This window comes from Nocardioides sp. B-3 (genome assembly GCF_024703895.1).
GTDB lineage: Bacteria > Actinomycetota > Actinomycetes > Propionibacteriales > Nocardioidaceae > Nocardioides.
This window is the reverse complement of record NZ_CP087968.1, coordinates 1134140-1151808: the sequence shown is the minus strand read 5'-3', so window position 1 is coordinate 1151808 and position 17669 is coordinate 1134140. Positions and strand designations below refer to the sequence as shown.

The 17669-nt window shown below is 70.0% G+C and carries 10 protein-coding genes, 1 tRNA gene and 8 pseudogenes; 9 read left to right on the top strand and 10 right to left on the bottom strand.

What is annotated here, in order from left to right:
* Positions 1-42: 42 nt before the first annotated feature.
* From LP418_RS07705 to LP418_RS07680, 6 genes and pseudogenes are all read left to right on the top strand, one after another.
* Positions 43-618: a TetR/AcrR family transcriptional regulator gene (locus tag LP418_RS07705; RefSeq protein ID WP_257955868.1), complete on the top strand. Its 576-nt coding sequence runs from the start codon at positions 43-45 to the stop codon at positions 616-618.
* Positions 618-2353: pseudogene (locus tag LP418_RS07700) on the top strand (ABC transporter ATP-binding protein). The gene LP418_RS07705 and the pseudogene LP418_RS07700 overlap by 1 nt, the downstream one beginning before the upstream one ends.
* Positions 2350-4367, top strand: a pseudogene (locus LP418_RS07695) (ABC transporter ATP-binding protein). Before LP418_RS07700 ends, LP418_RS07695 begins: the two co-directional pseudogenes overlap by 4 nt.
* A 413-nt stretch (positions 4368-4780) precedes the next feature.
* Positions 4781-5545 (top strand): annotated as a pseudogene (locus tag LP418_RS07690) (MFS transporter); the annotation flags it as partial.
* A gap of 16 nt (positions 5546-5561) precedes the next feature.
* Positions 5562-6113: pseudogene (locus LP418_RS07685) on the top strand (MFS transporter); the annotation flags it as partial.
* 211 nt (positions 6114-6324) lie between these two features.
* Positions 6325-6507, top strand: coding sequence for a hypothetical protein (locus LP418_RS07680; RefSeq protein ID WP_257955867.1), 183 nt, complete (start codon positions 6325-6327; stop codon positions 6505-6507).
* Between the two features lie 54 nt (positions 6508-6561).
* Here LP418_RS07680 and LP418_RS07675 read toward each other — a convergent pair whose 3' ends face one another.
* On the bottom strand, positions 6562-6726 hold the full coding sequence (locus LP418_RS07675) for a hypothetical protein (RefSeq protein WP_257955866.1): 165 nt from the start codon (positions 6724-6726) through the stop codon (positions 6562-6564).
* Between LP418_RS07675 and LP418_RS32810 the strand changes: the two genes are divergently transcribed.
* Positions 6649-7002: a MarR family transcriptional regulator gene (locus LP418_RS32810; protein ID WP_442940144.1), complete on the top strand. Its 354-nt coding sequence runs from the start codon at positions 6649-6651 to the stop codon at positions 7000-7002. The genes LP418_RS07675 and LP418_RS32810 overlap by 78 nt on opposite strands.
* On the opposite strand, the pseudogene LP418_RS32805 reads toward LP418_RS32810, so the two are convergent.
* Together LP418_RS32805 and LP418_RS07660 are read right to left on the bottom strand one after the other, a co-directional pair.
* Positions 6959-8558: pseudogene (locus LP418_RS32805) on the bottom strand (glycoside hydrolase family 13 protein). The gene LP418_RS32810 and the pseudogene LP418_RS32805 sit on opposite strands and share 44 nt — an antisense overlap.
* A gap of 4 nt (positions 8559-8562) precedes the next feature.
* Complete coding sequence (locus LP418_RS07660) at positions 8563-9357, bottom strand: hypothetical protein (RefSeq protein ID WP_257957315.1); 795 nt, start codon at positions 9355-9357, stop codon at positions 8563-8565.
* A gap of 60 nt (positions 9358-9417) precedes the next feature.
* On the opposite strand from LP418_RS07660, the gene LP418_RS07655 reads away from it, so the two are divergent.
* Positions 9418-10104, top strand: a complete 687-nt coding sequence (locus LP418_RS07655) for a metal-dependent transcriptional regulator (RefSeq protein WP_257955864.1) — start codon at positions 9418-9420, stop codon at positions 10102-10104.
* Here the strand turns inward: LP418_RS07655 and LP418_RS07650 are convergent.
* From LP418_RS07650 to LP418_RS07630, 5 genes and pseudogenes are all read right to left on the bottom strand, one after another.
* Positions 10080-10472, bottom strand: coding sequence for a Sir2 family NAD-dependent protein deacetylase (locus LP418_RS07650; RefSeq protein WP_257955863.1), 393 nt, complete (start codon positions 10470-10472; stop codon positions 10080-10082). The genes LP418_RS07655 and LP418_RS07650 overlap by 25 nt on opposite strands.
* A gap of 82 nt (positions 10473-10554) precedes the next feature.
* Positions 10555-10692, bottom strand: a pseudogene (locus tag LP418_RS07645) (Sir2 family NAD-dependent protein deacetylase); the annotation flags it as partial.
* 322 nt (positions 10693-11014) lie between these two features.
* Positions 11015-11185 (bottom strand): annotated as a pseudogene (locus LP418_RS07640) (DUF2277 domain-containing protein); the annotation flags it as partial.
* Between the two features lie 29 nt (positions 11186-11214).
* On the bottom strand, positions 11215-12669 hold the full coding sequence (locus LP418_RS07635) for an FAD-dependent oxidoreductase (protein WP_257956937.1): 1455 nt from the start codon (positions 12667-12669) through the stop codon (positions 11215-11217).
* Positions 12670-12712: 43 nt separating this feature from the next.
* Complete coding sequence (locus LP418_RS07630) at positions 12713-14350, bottom strand: beta-propeller domain-containing protein (RefSeq protein WP_257956936.1); 1638 nt, start codon at positions 14348-14350, stop codon at positions 12713-12715.
* Between the two features lie 321 nt (positions 14351-14671).
* Between LP418_RS07630 and LP418_RS07625 the strand changes: the two genes are divergently transcribed.
* Positions 14672-16078, top strand: coding sequence for a saccharopine dehydrogenase family protein (locus LP418_RS07625; RefSeq protein ID WP_257956935.1), 1407 nt, complete (start codon positions 14672-14674; stop codon positions 16076-16078).
* Here LP418_RS07625 and LP418_RS07620 read toward each other — a convergent pair.
* Together LP418_RS07620 and LP418_RS07615 are read right to left on the bottom strand one after the other, a co-directional pair.
* Positions 16037-16112: transfer RNA gene (locus LP418_RS07620), tRNA-Arg, on the bottom strand. The genes LP418_RS07625 and LP418_RS07620 overlap by 42 nt on opposite strands.
* Before the next feature lie 120 nt (positions 16113-16232).
* Positions 16233-17484: pseudogene (locus tag LP418_RS07615) on the bottom strand (sulfatase-like hydrolase/transferase).
* Between the last annotated feature and the right edge of the window lie 185 nt (positions 17485-17669).

Sequence of the window (17669 nt, the reverse complement as noted above, 5' to 3'; positions counted from 1 at the left end):
AAGGAGTTGGTGAGTGAGCGCTCACTCACTACAGTTGCGGGCGTGAAGACCCGAGCCACTCCCATGTCGCCCGACGACCGGCGGCTCGCCCTCGTCGAGGCGACCGTGCCGCTGCTCCTCGAGCACGGTCGGACCGTCACGTCCGGGCAGATCGCCGAGGCCGCGGGCGTGGCCGAGGGCACGATCTTCCGGGTCTTCGACTCCAAGGGCGACCTGGTCTCCGCGGCGCTCGACCACGCCTTCGACATGGCGCCCTTCCTCGACGACCTGCGCCGGATCGATCCCGACCAGCCTCTGCGGGCACTGGTCTCCGACGTCGTGACCCTGCTCCAGATCCGCTTCCGCGGCATCTTCGAGCTGATGACGGCGGTCGGCATGGTCGGCCCGCCCAGCGCACGCAAGCACATGCACCATCACCGCGAGGAGGCCGCCGCGATCATGGTCGGCCTGCTCGCTCCGCACGCCGACGAGCTCGCCGTACCCGTCTCCGAGTTCGTCCACATCACCCGGCTGCTGACCTTCTCCGGCAGCCATCCGCACCTCTCGGACGGTCGCATCCTCACGACCGACGAGATCGTCAGCACCGTCCTCGACGGCCTGCACAGCAAGGATTCCTGATGCTGCTCCGCCTCGTCCGCACCCGCCTCGCGCCCTACAAGGGACCGATCGCGATCATCGTGGTGCTCCAGCTCATCGGCACGCTCGCGATGCTCTACCTCCCGAGCATCAACGCCGAGATCATCGACAAGGGTGTCGTCACCGGCGACACCGACTTCATCATGCAGCGCGGCTCCCTGATGCTCGCGATCTCGCTCGCGCAGGCCGCGTGCTCGGTGGTCGCCGTCTGGTTCGCGGCGCGTACGGCGATGGGCTTCGGTCGCGACGTCCGGGCCCAGATCTTCGCGCGGGTCGGCCTCGTTCTCGGCCCGTGAGGTCAACCACTTCGGCGCCCCGTCGCTGATCACGCGCGAGACCAACGATGTCCAGCAGGTGCAGATGCTGGTGCTGCTGGGCTTCACCATGATGGTGTCGGCGCCGATCATGATGGTGGGCGCGATCGTGATGGCGACGCGCGAGGACGTCGGCCTGTCGTGGCTGATCGTGGTCACGGTGCCGGTCCTCGGCGGCCTGATCGGCTTCATCGTCACTCGCATGGTGCCGAGCTTCCGGGTGATGCAGGAGAAGATCGACGAGGTCAACCGCCTGCTGCGTGAGCAGATCACCGGCATCCGCGTGGTGCGCGCGTTCGTCCGCGAGGAGCACGAGACGGAGCGGTTCAGCCGGGCCAACCGGGACCTCACCCGGGTCTCGATCCGGGCCGGTCGCTGGCAGGCAGGGATGTTCCCGGTGGTGATGCTGGTGGCCAACGTCGCCTCGGTCGCGGTGCTGTGGTTCGGCGGGCACCGGGTGGAGACGGGCGAGATGCAGGTCGGTGCCCTGACCGCCTACTTGTCCTACCTGATGCAGATCATCATGAGCGTGATGATGGGGACCTTCATGATGATGATGATCCCCGGGTCGGCCGTGTGTGCCGACCGGATCATGGAGGTGCTCGACACCGAGTCGGGCGTCGTTCCGGCCGTCGACCCCGTCACCACCCTCACCGAGCGCGGCACCCTCGTGCTCGACGACGTGACCTACGCCTACCCCGGCGCCGACGAACCGGTCCTGCGCAATGTCGACCTCGCCGCCCGACCGGGTCAGACCGTCGCGATCATCGGCTCCACGGGCGCCGGCAAGACGACACTGATCAACCTCGTGCCGCGGCTCTTCGACGTGACCGACGGCCGCGTGCTCGTGGACGGCGTCGACGTACGCGCACTCAAGCCCGAGCTGCTCTGGTCGACGCTCGGCTCCGGTCCCGCAGAAGGCGTTCCTCTTCAGCGGCACCATCGCCAGCAACCTGCGGCACGGCCTGCCCGATGCGACCGAGGAGCAGATGTGGGACGCGCTCGAGATCGCGCAGGCACGCAACTTCGTCGAGGAGCTGCCTGACGGCCTGCAGTCGGCCGTCGCCCGGGGCGGCACCAACTTCTCCGGCGGCCAGCGCCAGCGGCTCGCGATCGCGCGGGCCGTCATCCGCAGGCCCGAGATCTACCTGTTCGACGACTCGTTCTCGGCCCTCGACCTGACCACCGACGCGCGGCTGCGAGCGGCGCTGAAGCCGGTGACCCGCGAGGCCACCGTCGTGATCGTCGCCCAACGCGTGTCCACCATCCGTGATGCCGACGTGATCGTCGTCCTCGACGACGGCGGCGTCGTCGGTCGCGGCACCCACGAGGAGCTCGTCGACACCTGCGAGACCTATCGCGAGATCGTCGAGTCCCAGCTCACCGCAGAGGAAGCAGCATGAGCACCACCACGACGTCGCAGCAGCCTCCGAAGCCCACGTCCGCCGAGCTCGCGGCCACCGACCTGAAGGAGACAGAGCGCATCCGGGCCCCGGCCGGCGGCCCCGGTCGCGGCCCGATGGCCGGCGGCATGGTCGGCGGGAAGGCCAACACCTTCGGACCGTCCATCAAGCGACTGATGGCGCGCATGGCGCCGTACCGGATCAAGACGATCGCGGTCATCGCGCTCACCGTCGTCAGTGTGCTCGCCAACGCGGTCGGGCCGCGGGTGCTCGGGCGCGCGACCGACCTGATCTTCAACGGCCTGATCGGTGGCGACCTGCCTGCCGGCCTGACCAAGGCCGAGGTCGTCGAGCTGTTGCGCTCCCGGGGCAACGACAAGAAGGCCGACCCGGTGGCCGGCATGGCCCTCGTGCCCGGCCGGGGCATCGACTTCGACGCCGTCGGCCGGGTGTTGCTGGCTGTGCTGGCCCTGTATGTCGGGGCGTCGGTGATCGCCTTTGGATCGCGGGCTACCTCCTCAATGACGTGGTGCAGGGGACCGTGCGCCAGATGCGCGACGAGGTCGAGGAGAAGGTCAAGCGCTGCCGCTGAGCTATTTCGACCGCCAGCCGCGCGGCGAGCTGCTCAGCCGGGTCACCAACGACATCGACAACGTCAGCCAGACCCTCCAGCAGACGCTGAGCCAGCTGCTCACCTCCGTGCTCACGGTCGTCGCGCGTGCTGTCGATGATGTTCTGGATCTCGCCGGTGCTGGCGCTCGTCGCGCTGATCACGGTGCCCATCTCGATGGTCGTGACCGGGCAGGTGATGAAGCGCTCGCAGGGCATGTTCGTCGCGCAGTGGCGCCGTACCGGCCGCCTCAACGCGCACATCGAGGAGACCTTCTCCGGGCACGCGCTGGTCAAGGTCTACGGCCGCCGGGGCGAGGCCGAGCGGGTCTTCGCGGAGGAGAACGACGAGCTGTGGAAGGCGTCTTTCGGTGCCCAGTTCGTGAGCGGACTGATCATGCCGATCATGATGCTGGTGGGCAACCTCAACTACGTCGTGATCGCGGTCCTCGGTGGCCTGCGGGTCGCCAGCGGCACCATGTCCCTCGGTGAGGTGCAGGCATTCATCCAGTACTCCCGCCAGTTCACCCAGCCGCTGACCCGGGTCGCCTCGATGATGAACCTGATGCAGTCGGGCGTCGCGTCGGCCGAGCGGGTCTTCGAGCTGCTCGACGCGGTGGAGCAGTCGCCCGAGGCGACGGGCGCTCCGGCCCCAGCCGCTTCGCGTCACGGCGAGGTGCGCTTCGAGGACGTCTCTTTCTCGTACGTCGCAGACCGCCCGCTCATCGCCGGGCTGTCGCTCGTCGCGCACCCCGGCCAGACCGTCGCCATCGTCGGCCCGACCGGGGCCGGCAAGACGACCCCCGGTCAATCTCGTGGAGCGCTTCTACGAGCTCGACGGGGGCCGGATCACCCTCGACGGCGTCGACATCGCCTCGATGCCGCGCTCGGCGCTGCGCTCGCAGATCGGCATGGTGCTCCGGGACACCCGGCTGTTCGCCGGCACCATCCGCGACAACATCGCCTACGGCCGCCCGTCCGCCTCGGAGGAGGAGATCCTGCGTGCCGCCCGGGCGACGTTCGTGGACCGCTTCGTCCACTCGTTGCCCGACGGCTACGACACCGTGATCGACGAGGAGGGGGCCAACCTGTCGGCGGGGAGCGTCAGCTCATCACCATCGCGCGAGCCTTCCCGGCCGCGCCGGACCTGCTGATCCCGGACGAGGCCACGTCGTCGGTCGACACCCGCACCGAGCTGCTGCTGCAGCAGGCGATGGCCGCCCTGCGCACCGACCGGACCTCGTTCGTGATCGCCCACCGGCTCTCCACGATCCGCGACGCCGACTTGATCCCGGTGTTGGAGGACGGCGCGATCGTCGAGCAGGGCAACCACGACTCGCTGCTCGCGGCGGACGGCGCCTACGCCCGGCTCTACCGCTCGCAGTTCGCTGCGGCGGCTGCGTAGTTCGCCGTACGAACCGTGCTCCCGGACGGGAGCCGCGACATCCGGGGAGATGGATTTCCACTCGTGCGAGTGGAAATCCATCTGGGGTTGAGCGTGGGAGCGCCGATCGAGCCCTGAACTTCCACTCGTGCGAGTGGAACTTCACCGGGCCGCGCGGAAGGCTGTTGGGGGAGGGTGAAATGGCGCGAACAAATGCGTTGAGCAGTCGTGGGCCGCGGCGTACGGTTGCAGCACACGGAAAGGAGGTGGTCCGAGAAATGAAGTCTTTTCGGATGAGTGAGGTGGCTGCCCGCTAGGCAGCAAACCGTCGTCGACGACAGCGCCGGCGAATTCCAAGCAGTCACCCGACCCGCAGGCCCCGGATTTCATCCCCCGGATCGCCCCTTCACTGGGGCAGGCCTGCGGGTCGCTGCATGGTGCGGTGCGTCGATGCGCGTGACGGAGCCCACCGCGCCGAGGGAGCGGAACATTGCCCCTCTGGGAATATAGTTGTCATTGACAACCTTATGACCACCATGAATCGAGCTTCCGTGTCGACCGCCTCAGCACCCGCGTCACCGGCCACCGCCGAGCAGTCCGGCCAGATGACCCACCGCGAGGTGATGGAAGCACTCAGCGGCCTGTTGCTCGCGATGTTCGTCGCGATGCTCTCCAGCACCGTCGTGTCCAACGCCTTGCCGGCGATCGTGACCGACCTCGAGGGCAGCCAGACCGGATACACACGGGTGGTCGTCGCGACCCTGCTGACCATGACCGCGACCACGCCGATCTGGGGCAAGCTCGCGGACCAGTTCTCCAAGAAGCTTCTCGTCCAGAGCGCTCTCGTCATCTTCTCGATCGGCTCCGTCATCGCCGGCCTCGCGCCCTCGATGGAGGTGCTGATCGGCGCCCGCGCGATCCGGGGGCTCGGCGTCGGTGGCCTGACCGCACTGGTCCGAGTCGTGATCGCGACGATGGTCTCGCCGCGGGAGCGCGGTCGCTACAGCGGCTACATCGGCGCGGTGTTCGCCCTCGCCACCGTCAGCGGCCCGCTCGTCGGCGGTCTGCTCGTCGATTCCGTCGGCTGGCGCTGGTGCTTCTACGCCGGTCTCCCGGTCGCGCTGCTCGCCTTCGTGGTGCTCCAGAAAACGCTGCACCTGCCGGTGATCAAGCGCGAGGTCCACATCGACTACCTCGGCGCCACGCTGCTGATGGGTGGCGTCTCGTTGCTCCTCGTCTGGGTGTCGCTCGCCGGCAACCAGTTCTGCCTGGGGCTCCACCACCAGCATCGGCCTCGTCGTCGCCGGCCCGGCCGTGATCGTCGGCGCGGTCGTCGTCGAGGAGTACGTCGCCAAGGACCCGATCATCCCGCTGCGCCTGTTCAAGGACCGGACGACCAGCCTCGCCACCGGAGCCTCGGTGCTGATCGGGGTGGCCATGTTCGGCGCGACCGTCTACCTCTCGCAGTACTTCCAGCTCGCCCGCGGCATGTCGCCGACGACGGCCGGCCTGATGTCGATCTGCATGGTCGGCGGCCTGCTCGTCTCGAGCATCATCAGTGGCCGGCTCATCACCGCGACCGGCAGGTGGAAGAACTTCCTCATCGGCGGCATGGTCTTCGTGATCGTCGGCCCGGCGCTGCTCTCGACCATCGACGACACCACCCACCTCGTGGTCGTCGGCGGCTACATGGCGATCCTCGGTCTCGGCCTCGGTGCAACGATGCAGAACACCGTCCTCGCCGTGCAGAACAGCGTCGCCGCGGCCGACCTCGGTTCCGGCTCAAGCCCGGTCGCGTTCTTCCGCTCCATGGGCGGCTCCGCCGGCGTCGCGGCACTCGGCGCGGCCCTGAGCCACCGGGTCTCCGACCACGTCCGCACCGGCCTGACCGCGCTCGTGAAGGCCGGCACGATCCCGGCCTCCGCGCTCGGCGCCGACTCCCACGGCATCCCCGACCACGGACACCCTGTCGCCGCCCGTGCGACAGGTCTTCGAGCACGCCTTCGGCGAGGCGACCGGACACCTGTTCCTGATCGCGCTGCCGTTCGCCATACTCTCCCTGCTGCTGTTGCTCTTCATCGAGGAGAAGCCGATGCGCACGACCGTGCTCCGCGACGACGAGATCGCTGCTGCCGCGCCCGAAGCGACCGTCGACCTGTGACCGGGGCCGACCGCGAGCGGACGATCCTCGACCTCGAGGTCGAGCTGTCGCGGCTCATCCGCCGGGTGCGGCGGGTCGTCGCCGAACGCGCGGACCATCCACCACGACCTGAGCCCGGCCGGCTACCTGATCCTCGCCCACATGATCGAGCAGGGAACCGTCCGCGCCTCGGCCGTTGTCGAGGCGTTCCACCTCGACAAGGGCGCCGTCAGCCGGCACGTCCAGACCCTCGTCGACTTCGGGCTCGCGGCCAAGGAGCGCGACCCCGACGACGGGCGTGCCACGGGTCGTCAGCCCGACGGAGGAGGGCCGCGCGCGGATGGCCGACCTCGCCAACGAACGCCGCGAGGCCCGGGGGCGCCGGCTCGAGGACTGGTCGGACGACGAGTTGGAGGCCTTCGTCGCGACCCTCTGTCGCTACAACACCAGCCTCGACGACTTCTGAGCCGCGTCAGCGCAGCCAGACCGCCGTGTTCGCGGGCAGCTCGCCCGTGACCGGACCGCTCGCGAGCAGCACCTCGCCGGCCGGCAACGGCACCGGCCGCTGCTCGCAGTTGAGCACCACCGTCACGTCGCCGCGGCGGAACGCGAGCACGTCGCTGCCCAGACCGGCCACCATCTCGACGCCGTCCCCGACGCCGGCGAGCACGTCTCGGCGAGCGGCGAGCGCCGTACGGTAGAACTCCAGCGTCGAACCAGCGCGCCCGCTCTGCGCCTCCGCGGTGAGCGGCGCCCAGTCCGCGGGCTGGGGCAGCCACGGCTGGGAGTCGCCCGGTCCGAAGGCGTACGGCGCAGCGTCACCGCCCCGGGGCATCGGCACCCGGCAGCCGTCGCGCCCGACCTCGCCGGTGCGGAACCACGACGGGTCCCGGCGGGCCGCGGGTGGCACGTCGACCTGCTCGAGACCCAGCTCCTCGCCCCGGTAGAGGTAGGAGGCGCCGGGCAGCGCCAGCATCGTCAGGGTCGCGGCACGCGCCCGGGCCGAGCCGATCGCGCCGCCGCCGTAGCGGGTGGTGTGGCGCACGACGTCGTGGTTGGAGAGCACCCACGTCGGAGCCGAGCCGACGGGGGCGACCGCGGCCGGGGTGCCGGTGATGACCTCGGCGAACGCCTCCGCCGACCAGTCCGCGAGCAGCCACGCGAAGTTGAATGCCCGGGTCCAGCTCGTCGGGGCGCACGAACGCCGCCATCGACTCCGGCGTCTGGGTCCACGCCTCGGCGACGGCCATCCGATCGGGGCCGTACTCGTCGAGCACCTTGGCCCAGCGGCGGTAGACGTCGTGGACCTCGGGCTGGTCCCACATCGGTTCGTCCTTGAGATCACGGCTGACCATCGAGTGGTCGGTGTTGACTGGCCCGAGGTAGCGCTCGTGCCCTCCGGCAGCACCCTGGTCGCGCAGCGAGGCGTCCTTGAACATGCCGTGCGCGACGTCGACACGGAAGCCGTCGACGCCACGGTCCAGCCAGAAGCGCAGCACGTCCTCGAACAGGTCGCCGACCTCGGGATTGCGCCAGTCGAAGTCGGGCTGCGTGGTGTCGAAGAGGTGGAGGTACCACTGGTCGGTGTCACCGACTCGCGTCCACGCCGGGCCGCCGAAGACCGACGCCCAGTTGTTGGGGGGCGCCTCGCCACCCGAAAGGCCCGTGCGGAACATGTAGCGCGCGCGCTCGGGTGAACCGGGCTCGGCCGCCGGGGGCCGCCTTGAACCACTCGTGCTCGGACGACGAGTGGTTGGGCACGAGGTCGACGATCACCCGCAGGTCCAGCTCGTGGGCCCGGGCGATCAGCGCGTCCGCGTCGGCGAGGGTGCCGAAGAGCGGGTCGACGTCGCAGTAGTCGGACACGTCGTAGCCGTGGTCGTGCTGCGGCGACGTGTAGAACGGCGTGATCCAGAGCGCGTCGACACCGAGATCGCGGAGGTAGGGCAGGCGCGCGGTGATGCCGGCCGGGTCGCCGATGCCGTCTCCGTCGGCGTCCGCGAACGAGCGGACGTAGACTGGTAGATGACGGCGTCGCGCCACCAGTGCTGGTCGGCATTTGGAACGTTCATATCCCTATTCTGCCTGAGACGGTGAGACACCGCCGAAGGCCGCCGGGTCGACCGCGATCCAGACGTGCTCCGCGCTCGCCACCACCCGTCCGTCGGCGTCGTAGAGCGTGGATGACGTGAAGGTCTTGCGGCCCTCGCTGCCGCGGCTCGCGCCCACGACGACGTGCTCCTCGCCGATCACCGGCAGCGTGTCGACCCGGGTCGTCATCCGCCCGAGCACCATCAACCGCTCGGTCAGGTCGCCTGCCCAGCCGCCGACGCAGTCGAGCGCCGCCCGAGTGGTGGCGACCGACGCGCGGGCCGACTCGTCGACGTACGTGTGGAAGTCCTCGACCGGGCTCCGGTCCGGCCGCCGGGTCGCCGCCACCCGCTCGCCACTGACGACGCCGGGGAAGATCCGCAGCCCGTCGCCCTGCTCTCGACCGGTGCCGCACGCGAAGCAGGTCGGGAACGGGTGGAACGTGTGACCGGCGTATGTCGCCTCGGCGGCCTTCGCCTCGTCCGCGGTCACCGGATCGACGTCACGGAGCTCGGACTCGACCAGCCGGGCGCTCGCGATCACCGCGCCGCCGAAGCTCGCGCTCGTGACGCCGTCCTCCTCGGTGAGCGACATCGGCGAGTCGAGCGGCGGTGGCTGGCGCAGCGAGACCTCGATCGTCGGCCACTCGGAGGCTCTGTTGTCGGGGCAGCTGCTGGTCAGGTGGGTCGCCAGCGCACCCGCGGTCCAGCCGCCGTTTCCAGAGTCGGGCGGTCCGCAGAAGCGGCGGGGGATCAGGAGCTGCTCGGAGATGTCGTTCACGCTTCGCCACTGTGCCCGACCGATCAAGCCCTGCCAATGCCGATGGGTAAGAATGGCCCGGTGAGCGACCTGATCGACACCACCGAGATGTACCTCCGCACCATCTACGAGCTGGTGGAGGAGGACATCGTCCCGCTGCGCGCCCGCATCGCCGAGCGCCTGCACCAGAGCGGGCCGACCGTCTCGCAGACGGTGGCGCGGATGGAGCGCGACGGACTCGTCACGGTCGAGGGCGATCGCCACCTCGAGCTGACCGAGGAGGGCATGCGGCTCGCCACCCGCGTGATGCGCAAGCACCGGCTCGCCGAGCGCCTGCTGACCGACGTCATCGGCCTCGACTGGGAGCTCGTGCACGCCGAGGCGTGCCGCTGGGAGCACGTCATGTCGGAGACGGTCGAGCGCCGCCTCGTCGAGCTGCTCGGCCACCCGACCGAGTCGCCCTACGGCAACCCGATCCCCGGCCTCCACGAGCTCGGCGAGACCGACCCGGGCGAGGGCTTCATGCAGGACGTCGAGCCGCTGTCGGCCGTCGCCGGTCCCGAGGAGTCGCGCGTGCACGTGCGCCGCATCTCCGAGGAGATGCAGAAGGACGAGGAGCTGATGAGCGCCCTGCGTCGCGTCGGCGCGCTGCCCGACAAGACCATCACGGTCGTCACCACGGCCGAGGGCATCCTGATCGGCTCCGGCGGGGAGACCGCCGAGGTCTTCGCCGACGCCGCCGATCACGTCTTCGTCCGCCGCCTCTGAGCGAGCGCGCCGAGGAAGTCGCCCACACCGATCTCGAGCTTGTAGGCCGCGAGGTCGTCGCCGCGCGTCACACCGCGGTTGACGATCACGACCGGCGTGCCAGCCCGGGCCGCGCGCTTGACGAAGCGCAGGCCGCTCATCACGGCCAGTGACGAGCCGGCGACGAGCAACGCACCGTCGACCCCCAGCGCATCGACCGCGTCGTAGCAGCGTGCGACCCGCGCGGCCGGCACGTTCTCGCCGAAGAACACCACGTCCGGCTTGAGTGCGCCGCCGCACTCCTCGCAGTCCGCGACCACGAAGTCGGCGGTCGCGTCGAGGTCGACGTCGCCGTCGGGGCGCATCGCCGCGTGCCCGTGCCGCGCCATCCAGTCCGCGTTCAGCTCGTCCAGCCCGGGTCTGCAGGCTCTCGCGCCTCGACGTACGGCGACAGGCCAGACACACGATGTCGGCGACCCGGCCGTGGAGTGCGACGAGACGGCGCGATCCGGCCTCCTCGTGGAGGCCGTCGACGTTCTGCGTGATCAACAGCGCGGGGTCGATCTCGGCGAGTGCGTGGTGCCCTGCGTTGGGGACGGCCACGCCCATCCGGGCCCAGCCGAGGTGGCTGCGCGCCCAGTAGCGCTGCCGCGCCACCGGCCCCGAGACGAACTCCCCGGAAGGTCATCGGCGTGCGCGTCGGCGCACCCGGACCGCGGTAGTCGGGGATGCCGGAGTCGGTGGACAGCCCGGCGCCGGTCAGGACAACGAGCTCGCGACCGGCGAGGAGGTCGAGGACCTCGAGCAGGCCGGACGCGGCCTCGGTCGTCGTCACGTGCCGTAGCGCAGCTGGGCGCGAGCCCCGGCCTTCTCGGCCTCGACGTCGCGGTTCTTCGGCGGAGCGGTGGTCACCGGAGTCGTCGAGGAGGTGCTGTGTGAGGTGCGCGATCTCCTTCACGGCCTCGTAGAACACGGCCTCGTTGGCCTGCGACGGCTTGGTCGTGCCGGCGACCTTGCGGACGTACTGCAGCGCGGCAGCCGTCACCTCGTCACGCGTCGCCGGCGGCTGGAAGTTGTTGAGCGGGCGGATGTTGCGGCACATGCGTTCGAGCGTACGCCGCGGCCCGGAGGTCAGGCGACGGTCGCGGGCTGCCGCACCGGGCCGCAGCGCACGTCGAACCGTGCCTGCACACGATCGAGGGCCGCGCCCGTGTGTGCGCGCAGCTCCTTGCGGCACTTCATGAACTCCGGGTTCGACAGCAGCTGCCGGTGGGCGGGGAACCACTTCTCGAAGTCAAGGCCGTTGCGGGTGAACACCTCGCGGGGGACGTGGTCGAACAGGACGCACTGGTTGTACATGGAGACGGCCGTCATCGCACAGGCCCGGGCGTCGCGGTTCTGGCGAGCCGGGCTGTCCGCGTCCAGCTCGTACAGGGGGACCGTGGCGAGCTTGTCGAGCATGAGGAGGTGGGTGGCGAAGTAGCTGTCCATGGAGGTGAGCCACATGATGCTGGAGGTCGGGGTGATCGTGGCGACCCGTCCGTCGGCAGACGTGTAGGGCTCATAGGTCAGGGGTTCGCGGCCGAGGATGTAGCCGGTGCAGTTGACCAACCACGAACCCTCCTCGATCTGACGGGTGGCACCACTGCGCAGGCTCATCTCGACGCTGCCGTCACCGTCGACGACGTCCGTGAGGTGGTCCATCACCGGGTGGGTCAGCCCGTTCCGGATCGTCTCCGCCTCGGCGCGGGACAGCAGGCCGAAGAGGAAGTGCTCGACGGTCGGGGTGACCGCGATCCCCTGAGCGTCCGGGAACCAGCGCATGACCTCGGTCTCGTTGGTGCCGTCGAACCGGTCGGCCCAGTCGCGGAACACCGTGAAGCCGCGCTGGCCGCCGACGTAGCGCTTGGCGCCGGTGGGAAACGCACGGTCGCGCTCGAAGAAGAAGGTCCCGGTCCCCACCAGCATGTTGACCTCGCGCGCCGGGTTGCCGGCGATGAGCGCACAGGCGGTGTCCATCGCGGTCTTGCCGCCGCCGATGATCCACACCGGTGCGTTGCTGTCGGCGATGTCACCGGAGCGGACGTCGCAGGAGTCCGGGGAGACGGAGTGGACGCTGGTGCTCGAGACCTGCAGGGGGTCCAAGGTGCGGATGTCGAGGCCCGTGGCCTTCACCAATCGCCGGGCCCGGGCGATGCGGACCCGGCCGTCCTCGGTCCGGGTGGTGATCTCGACGGTGCCGTTGCTCGCGTCGTGCGAGACGTAGTCCGTGTCATGCCACTCGTCGAGCTGCACCCTGCCGCGCACTACCTCGAGGCAATGGATGAAGTGGTCGAGCACCTCGTGCTTGGTGGCGAGGTGCGCGCGGTCCTCTCCGCTCTGCCAACCGATGTCTCCTGCGGTGAAGAACGGGTGGGGTTGGTGCAGCCGGACATACGGATAGGTGTCGACCCACATCCCGCCGGCGCGATGTCGCCGGTCGATGAGGAGCACCCGATCGGTCGCCTCGAGGTAGCTGCTGCCGACGGCGAGCGCGTTCATGCCGGCGATGCCGGCACCGACGACGGCCGCAGTCGTAGACGGGATCGGACATGGGGGCCTCCTCGGTCGTCCTCAGCCTAGGAAGCACTCATCCTGAGCGCATGCCCTCCATGGGGGATCTGCTCAGGACGCCGAGTCGAAGAACGAGACACCGTCCCCGGTCACCAGCACGACCCGGCCGTCTGCGAGCGGCACGAGCCGGACCTCGGCCACCTCGTCGCCGTACTCCACCTCGACCATCCTGTTGGACATCGAGCCGCCGTCCGGGGTCAGCACCGACACCCAGCCGGTGCGGCCCTGCCAGCCCCGGGAGACGACGGTGAGGGCCGTACGCCGATCGGGCAGCCGGGTGAACTGGCGCGGGTCGACGCCGGCGCCGGCCATGGAGTTCCTGGGGGTAGGTCACGACGTCGAGCTGTTGCGGGTCGGTCAGGTCGGTGACGTCGAAGAGGGCGGCCTGCGCGCCGCGGACCATCCCGGTGCGCGAGGCGTCCCGGCCGATGCCGATCATCCGCCGCGCGCCGAGGGGATGCAGGTATTCGCTGTAGCCCGGGATCTTGAGCTCGCCCATCAGCTCGGGGGCGTCCGGGTCAGTCAGGTCGATCGCGTAGAGCGGGTCGGTCTGGCGGAAGGTGACGACGATCGCGAGGTCGTCGAACCATCGCACCGACTTGATCTCCTCGTTGACACCGAGCTTGTCGACCCGGCCGATCTCGGTGAGAGTCGCGTCGGTCTCGCGCATCGTCACCACGGAGTTGAAGTTGCCGGTCTCGTTGGTCGCGCCGAGCGCCACCCGCAGGGCGCCGCCCGCGTGGTCCATCGACCAGCGGTCCTTGATCCGTCCTTCCACGGTCCCGGAGGCGACGTACGTCGTGTCGGTGCCGTCGAGGGCGAAGGCGAACAGCTCGGTGCTGCCGTCGGTGGGGAAGCAGCCGCGGATGCAGTCGATGGTCGAGCTGATGTCGCCCCGCCACCAGCCGCCGGACGAGGCGCTCGCCGCGAGGTAGAACCGGTCGGGGGAGAAGTAGGACGTGGTGGCCGTCGTGGCGACCGCGGTGGCGGTCGGCTCGACGACCGCCGGCTCGAAGGTGACCACCGTCGTCGTGCCCAGCGCGGTCTCCATCGTGGGCAGTGCGACGTCGTCGCAGTCGACGACGGTCTCGCCGTCCACGGTGGGCAGCCAGTCGGCCAGCGTCGTGTCGCGGACGAGCTGCCGGTTGAAGGTGAGCGCACTCCGCTCGCCGAGCTGTCCGTCCGGGTAGCGGAAGTCGAGCACCGGCAGCCCGTTGTCGAGCACGACCCTGACGACGTCGCCGTGCAGGCGGGCCGCGCTGATGGTCGCGGTGTAGTCGGTCTCCTCGACGATCTGCGGGGTGCCGGGCTGGCTCACGTCGATGACGACGACCCGTGCGCCGTTGGTGTCGTCCGGGCCTCCGCGGCTCCCGAGCACGACCACCCGGTCGCCGGACACGAGGATCTCGCCGTTGCGCAGGTCGGGCAGCTGCAGCGACGACAGCTGCTGCGGCTCGTCGCCCGCGACGTCGTAGGCGGTGAGCACGTTGTCCCGGATGAGAAACAGCTTGTCGCCCGCGACCTTCACGACGTCGGGCTCGTCGACGCCGACCTCCTGCACGTTGGTGCCGGTCTCGTTGTTGGTGGAGCGGACGGTGGTCGGCACGGGCGCGCTCGCGGTGGAGCGTTCCGCCGCGCCGGCCGCGGTGTCCATCTGGGCGTCGAACATGACGATCCCGCCGCCACCCCAGCCGTAGGCCGTGACGAGGTCGAGGCCGCGGTCGACGTACGAGTCAAGGAGGGAATCGCAGTCGGGCGCCAGCTCCGGGGAGGCGTTGGCCAGCTGGAACGCGTTGGCCGACGGCCCCGTGGGTGGGGGCGCCACATCGTCGCCGCGTCCGATCACCAACCCCACTCCGATGCCCGCTGCTGCGGTGAGGGAGAGGGCGGTGGTCGACACGATGGCGGTCCGGATCTTCACGTCGATCAGACGCCACCTCTCGCCGCGTGGTTCCCGACCTGTGAGGATGTGGCTATGGCTGATCGCGACTTCGACATCGTCCTCTTCGGGGCCACCGGCTTCACCGGTCAGCTCACCGCCGACTACCTCGCGCGCCACGCCCCGCCCGGGCTGCGCTGGGCGCTGGCGGGCCGCAACCGGGGCAAGCTCGAGGCGGTTCGCGACAAGCTCGGCCTGCCCTACCTCCAGCTCCTGTCCGCCGATGCTGGCGACCCCGCCTCGCTCTCCGACGTCGCCCGTCGCGCCCGCGTCGTGATCACCACCGTCGGCCCCTATCTGCAGTACGGCGCACCGCTGGTCGCCGCCTGCGCCGAGGCCGGCACGGACTACGTCGACCTCACGGGCGAGCCCGAGTTCGTCGACCGGATGTACCTCCAGCACCACGAGACGGCGGTGCGCACCGGGGCCCGGCTGGTGCACGCGTGCGGCTTCGACTCCATCCCGCACGACCTCGGCGCCTACTACACCGTCCAGCAGCTGCCGGCCGACGCGGAGATCACGCTGCGTGGCGTCGTGCGCTCCGGCGGCATGGCTTCCGGCGGCACGATCCACTCCGCGCTGGGCCAGTTCTCACGCGCTCGCCAGATGAAGACGGCCTACGCCGATCGCCGTCGCAAGCAGGGCAAGCCTGCCGACGGACGGTCCTCGCGCGCCGTGTCCGGCAAGCCGCACCGCGACCCCGTCCTGGGCTACTGGCTGCTCCCCCTGCCCACCATCGACCCGATCGTCGTGGCCCGCAGCGGCGCCGCGCTGGCGCCGTACGGACCGAAGTTCCGCTACTCGCACTACGCCGGCACCAAGACGCTGCGGTATGCCGCCGGCGGGGCCGCCCTCGTCACGACGCTCGCCGCAGCGGCCCGGGTGAAGCCCGTGCGCAACTTCCTGCTCGGCAAGGTCGCGGCCGGGGACGGACCCGACGAGGCCAAGCGCGCCAAGTCGTGGTTCACCGTCGACTTCGTCGGCGAGGGCGGCGGCAACACCGTGCGCACCCGCGTGAAGGGTGGCGACCCGGGTTACACCGAGACGTCGATGATGCTGGCCGAGTCGGCGCTGTGCCTCGCCTTCGACGACAACCCGACGACGGCCGGCCGGGTCACCACCGCCCGAGCGATGGGCGACAACCTGCTGGCGCGTGCAGGCCGGTGGCCTGACCTTCGAGACCCGCTGACAAAACGCAGCAGCGCCCCGGACGGGGGCCGGGACGCTGCCGGGGTGCGGATCTGGCCAGACATCGACCAAGCGTCAGTGTTCAGGGGACCCGGGCCGGGGAGGACCCATGATGGGACCCCTGAGTCAATTGACGAGGGACATCTAATCGGTAGTCCGCCGCCACGTCTCGGTTTGCGCGGTGTTTCTCGCAAGATTTTGATGGGTGACTCGTGGTGCCCCGGGCAAGAGTCGAACTTGCGACCTTTCGCTTAGGAGGCGGCTGCTCTATCCACTGAGCTACTGGGGCAGGTCGGCGCTCATCCTGCCATGCGCACCCGGCTACTTGCCCGGCTGGGGGAGCGGTCCGAAGGCGCGGTTGCACTCGCTGCCCGCGCAGTCGGCCAGCTCGCGGTAGCGCCGCTCGAGCTCACGGCGTACGGCCGCGTAGCGCGTTGGTGAGCAGGTTCGTCAGCTCGAAGGGGTCCTTGTGCCGGTCGTAGAGGAACCCGTCGGCGGGGCCGTTGTTGACGCGGCGGCCGTAGGAGTAGCGCTGCGTCAGCACGCCGCGGTAGGCCCAGCCGGCGAAGCGGACGTAGGGCTCCTTGGCGCCGGTCTGGATCAGCATGGTGTCGCGGTAGCCGGGCACGGCGGGGTCGCGGAGCGTGGGCGCGAAGGTCTCCCCGTCGGTGGTGAGCGTCGGCGTCAGCGACATCAGCTGGGCGAGCGTGGTCGTCAGGTCGACCAGCGAGACCGGCCGGTCCGAGCGGGTGCCGGCCGGGATGCCGGGGCCGCGCACCACGAGCGGGATGTCGAGGATCTCGTCGGAGAGGCGGTCCTTGCCGGTGTAGCGGTGCTCGCCCGGGGCGTAGCCGTTGTCGGAGGTGAAGACGATGTAAGTGTTGTCGAGCTCGCCCGTGGTCTCGAGCGCGGCGACCGCGTGCGCAACGGCCTCGTCGACCGACAGCAACGAACGGATCCGCGCCGGGTTCAGCCGCTTCAGCGCGCGTGGTCCCAGCTTGGCGCGCCCCCTCACGATCGACTCCTTGTCACGCATGTCGGGCTCGTTGAAGCTCGGCGCCGCGAACGCCTTGGGCGTCAGACCGGCGAGTGCTTGCGCGTACGTCGACTCGGCCGGTGGGTTCAGGCCACCGCGGTCGCCGTCCCCGTCGCCCTTCGCGGAGGCCGGGAACCAGATGTGCGGCGCGACGTGGTTGGCGAAGATCAGGAACGGCCGGCGCCCGGCCCGGGTGTCGATGTCGGAGACGGTCCGCTCGTCCAGCCGGGTGGTGACGTAGTCGTCGGTGTAGGAGTCGCCGTCGAAGAAGGTGAAGTTCTCGTAGTCGGTCGCCGGCTCGAGCAGGATGTCGAAGTTCGTCCACCCCTCGTCCGCCGGGGCGTCGGCCTCGAAGTGGTTGAGGTGCTTGCCGTGCAGCGCTGTCCGCGTAGCCCGCGTCCCGGGCCCACGTCGCGATGGTCGACGACGGGTCGAAGGCCTGCCATCCGCCGTACCGACCGGAGTTGTGGTGCACGCCGTTGTTCTGCGCGTACTGCCCCGTCATCAGCTCGGCCCGTGCCGGGCAGCACAGCGGGTGCGGCGACTGGGCCTGCGTGAACGTCATGCCCTGCTCGGCGAGGAGGGTGCGCACGTTGGGGAGGTAGCCCGGGTCGTCCTTGCGCATGTCGTCGGTCAGGAAGACCGGGACATTGGGGGCGTCCTCGGCGGCCAGCTCGCTCGTCGCCGACGAGTTCACGACCTGTCCGGGCGTGGGCACCTCGACGCCGGCTGCCGTCGCCGCGACGAGAGACAGGAAGAGGAGTCCGGCCGTCGCTGCGAGTGACAGGCGAAGGGGCTGTGACACGGTGG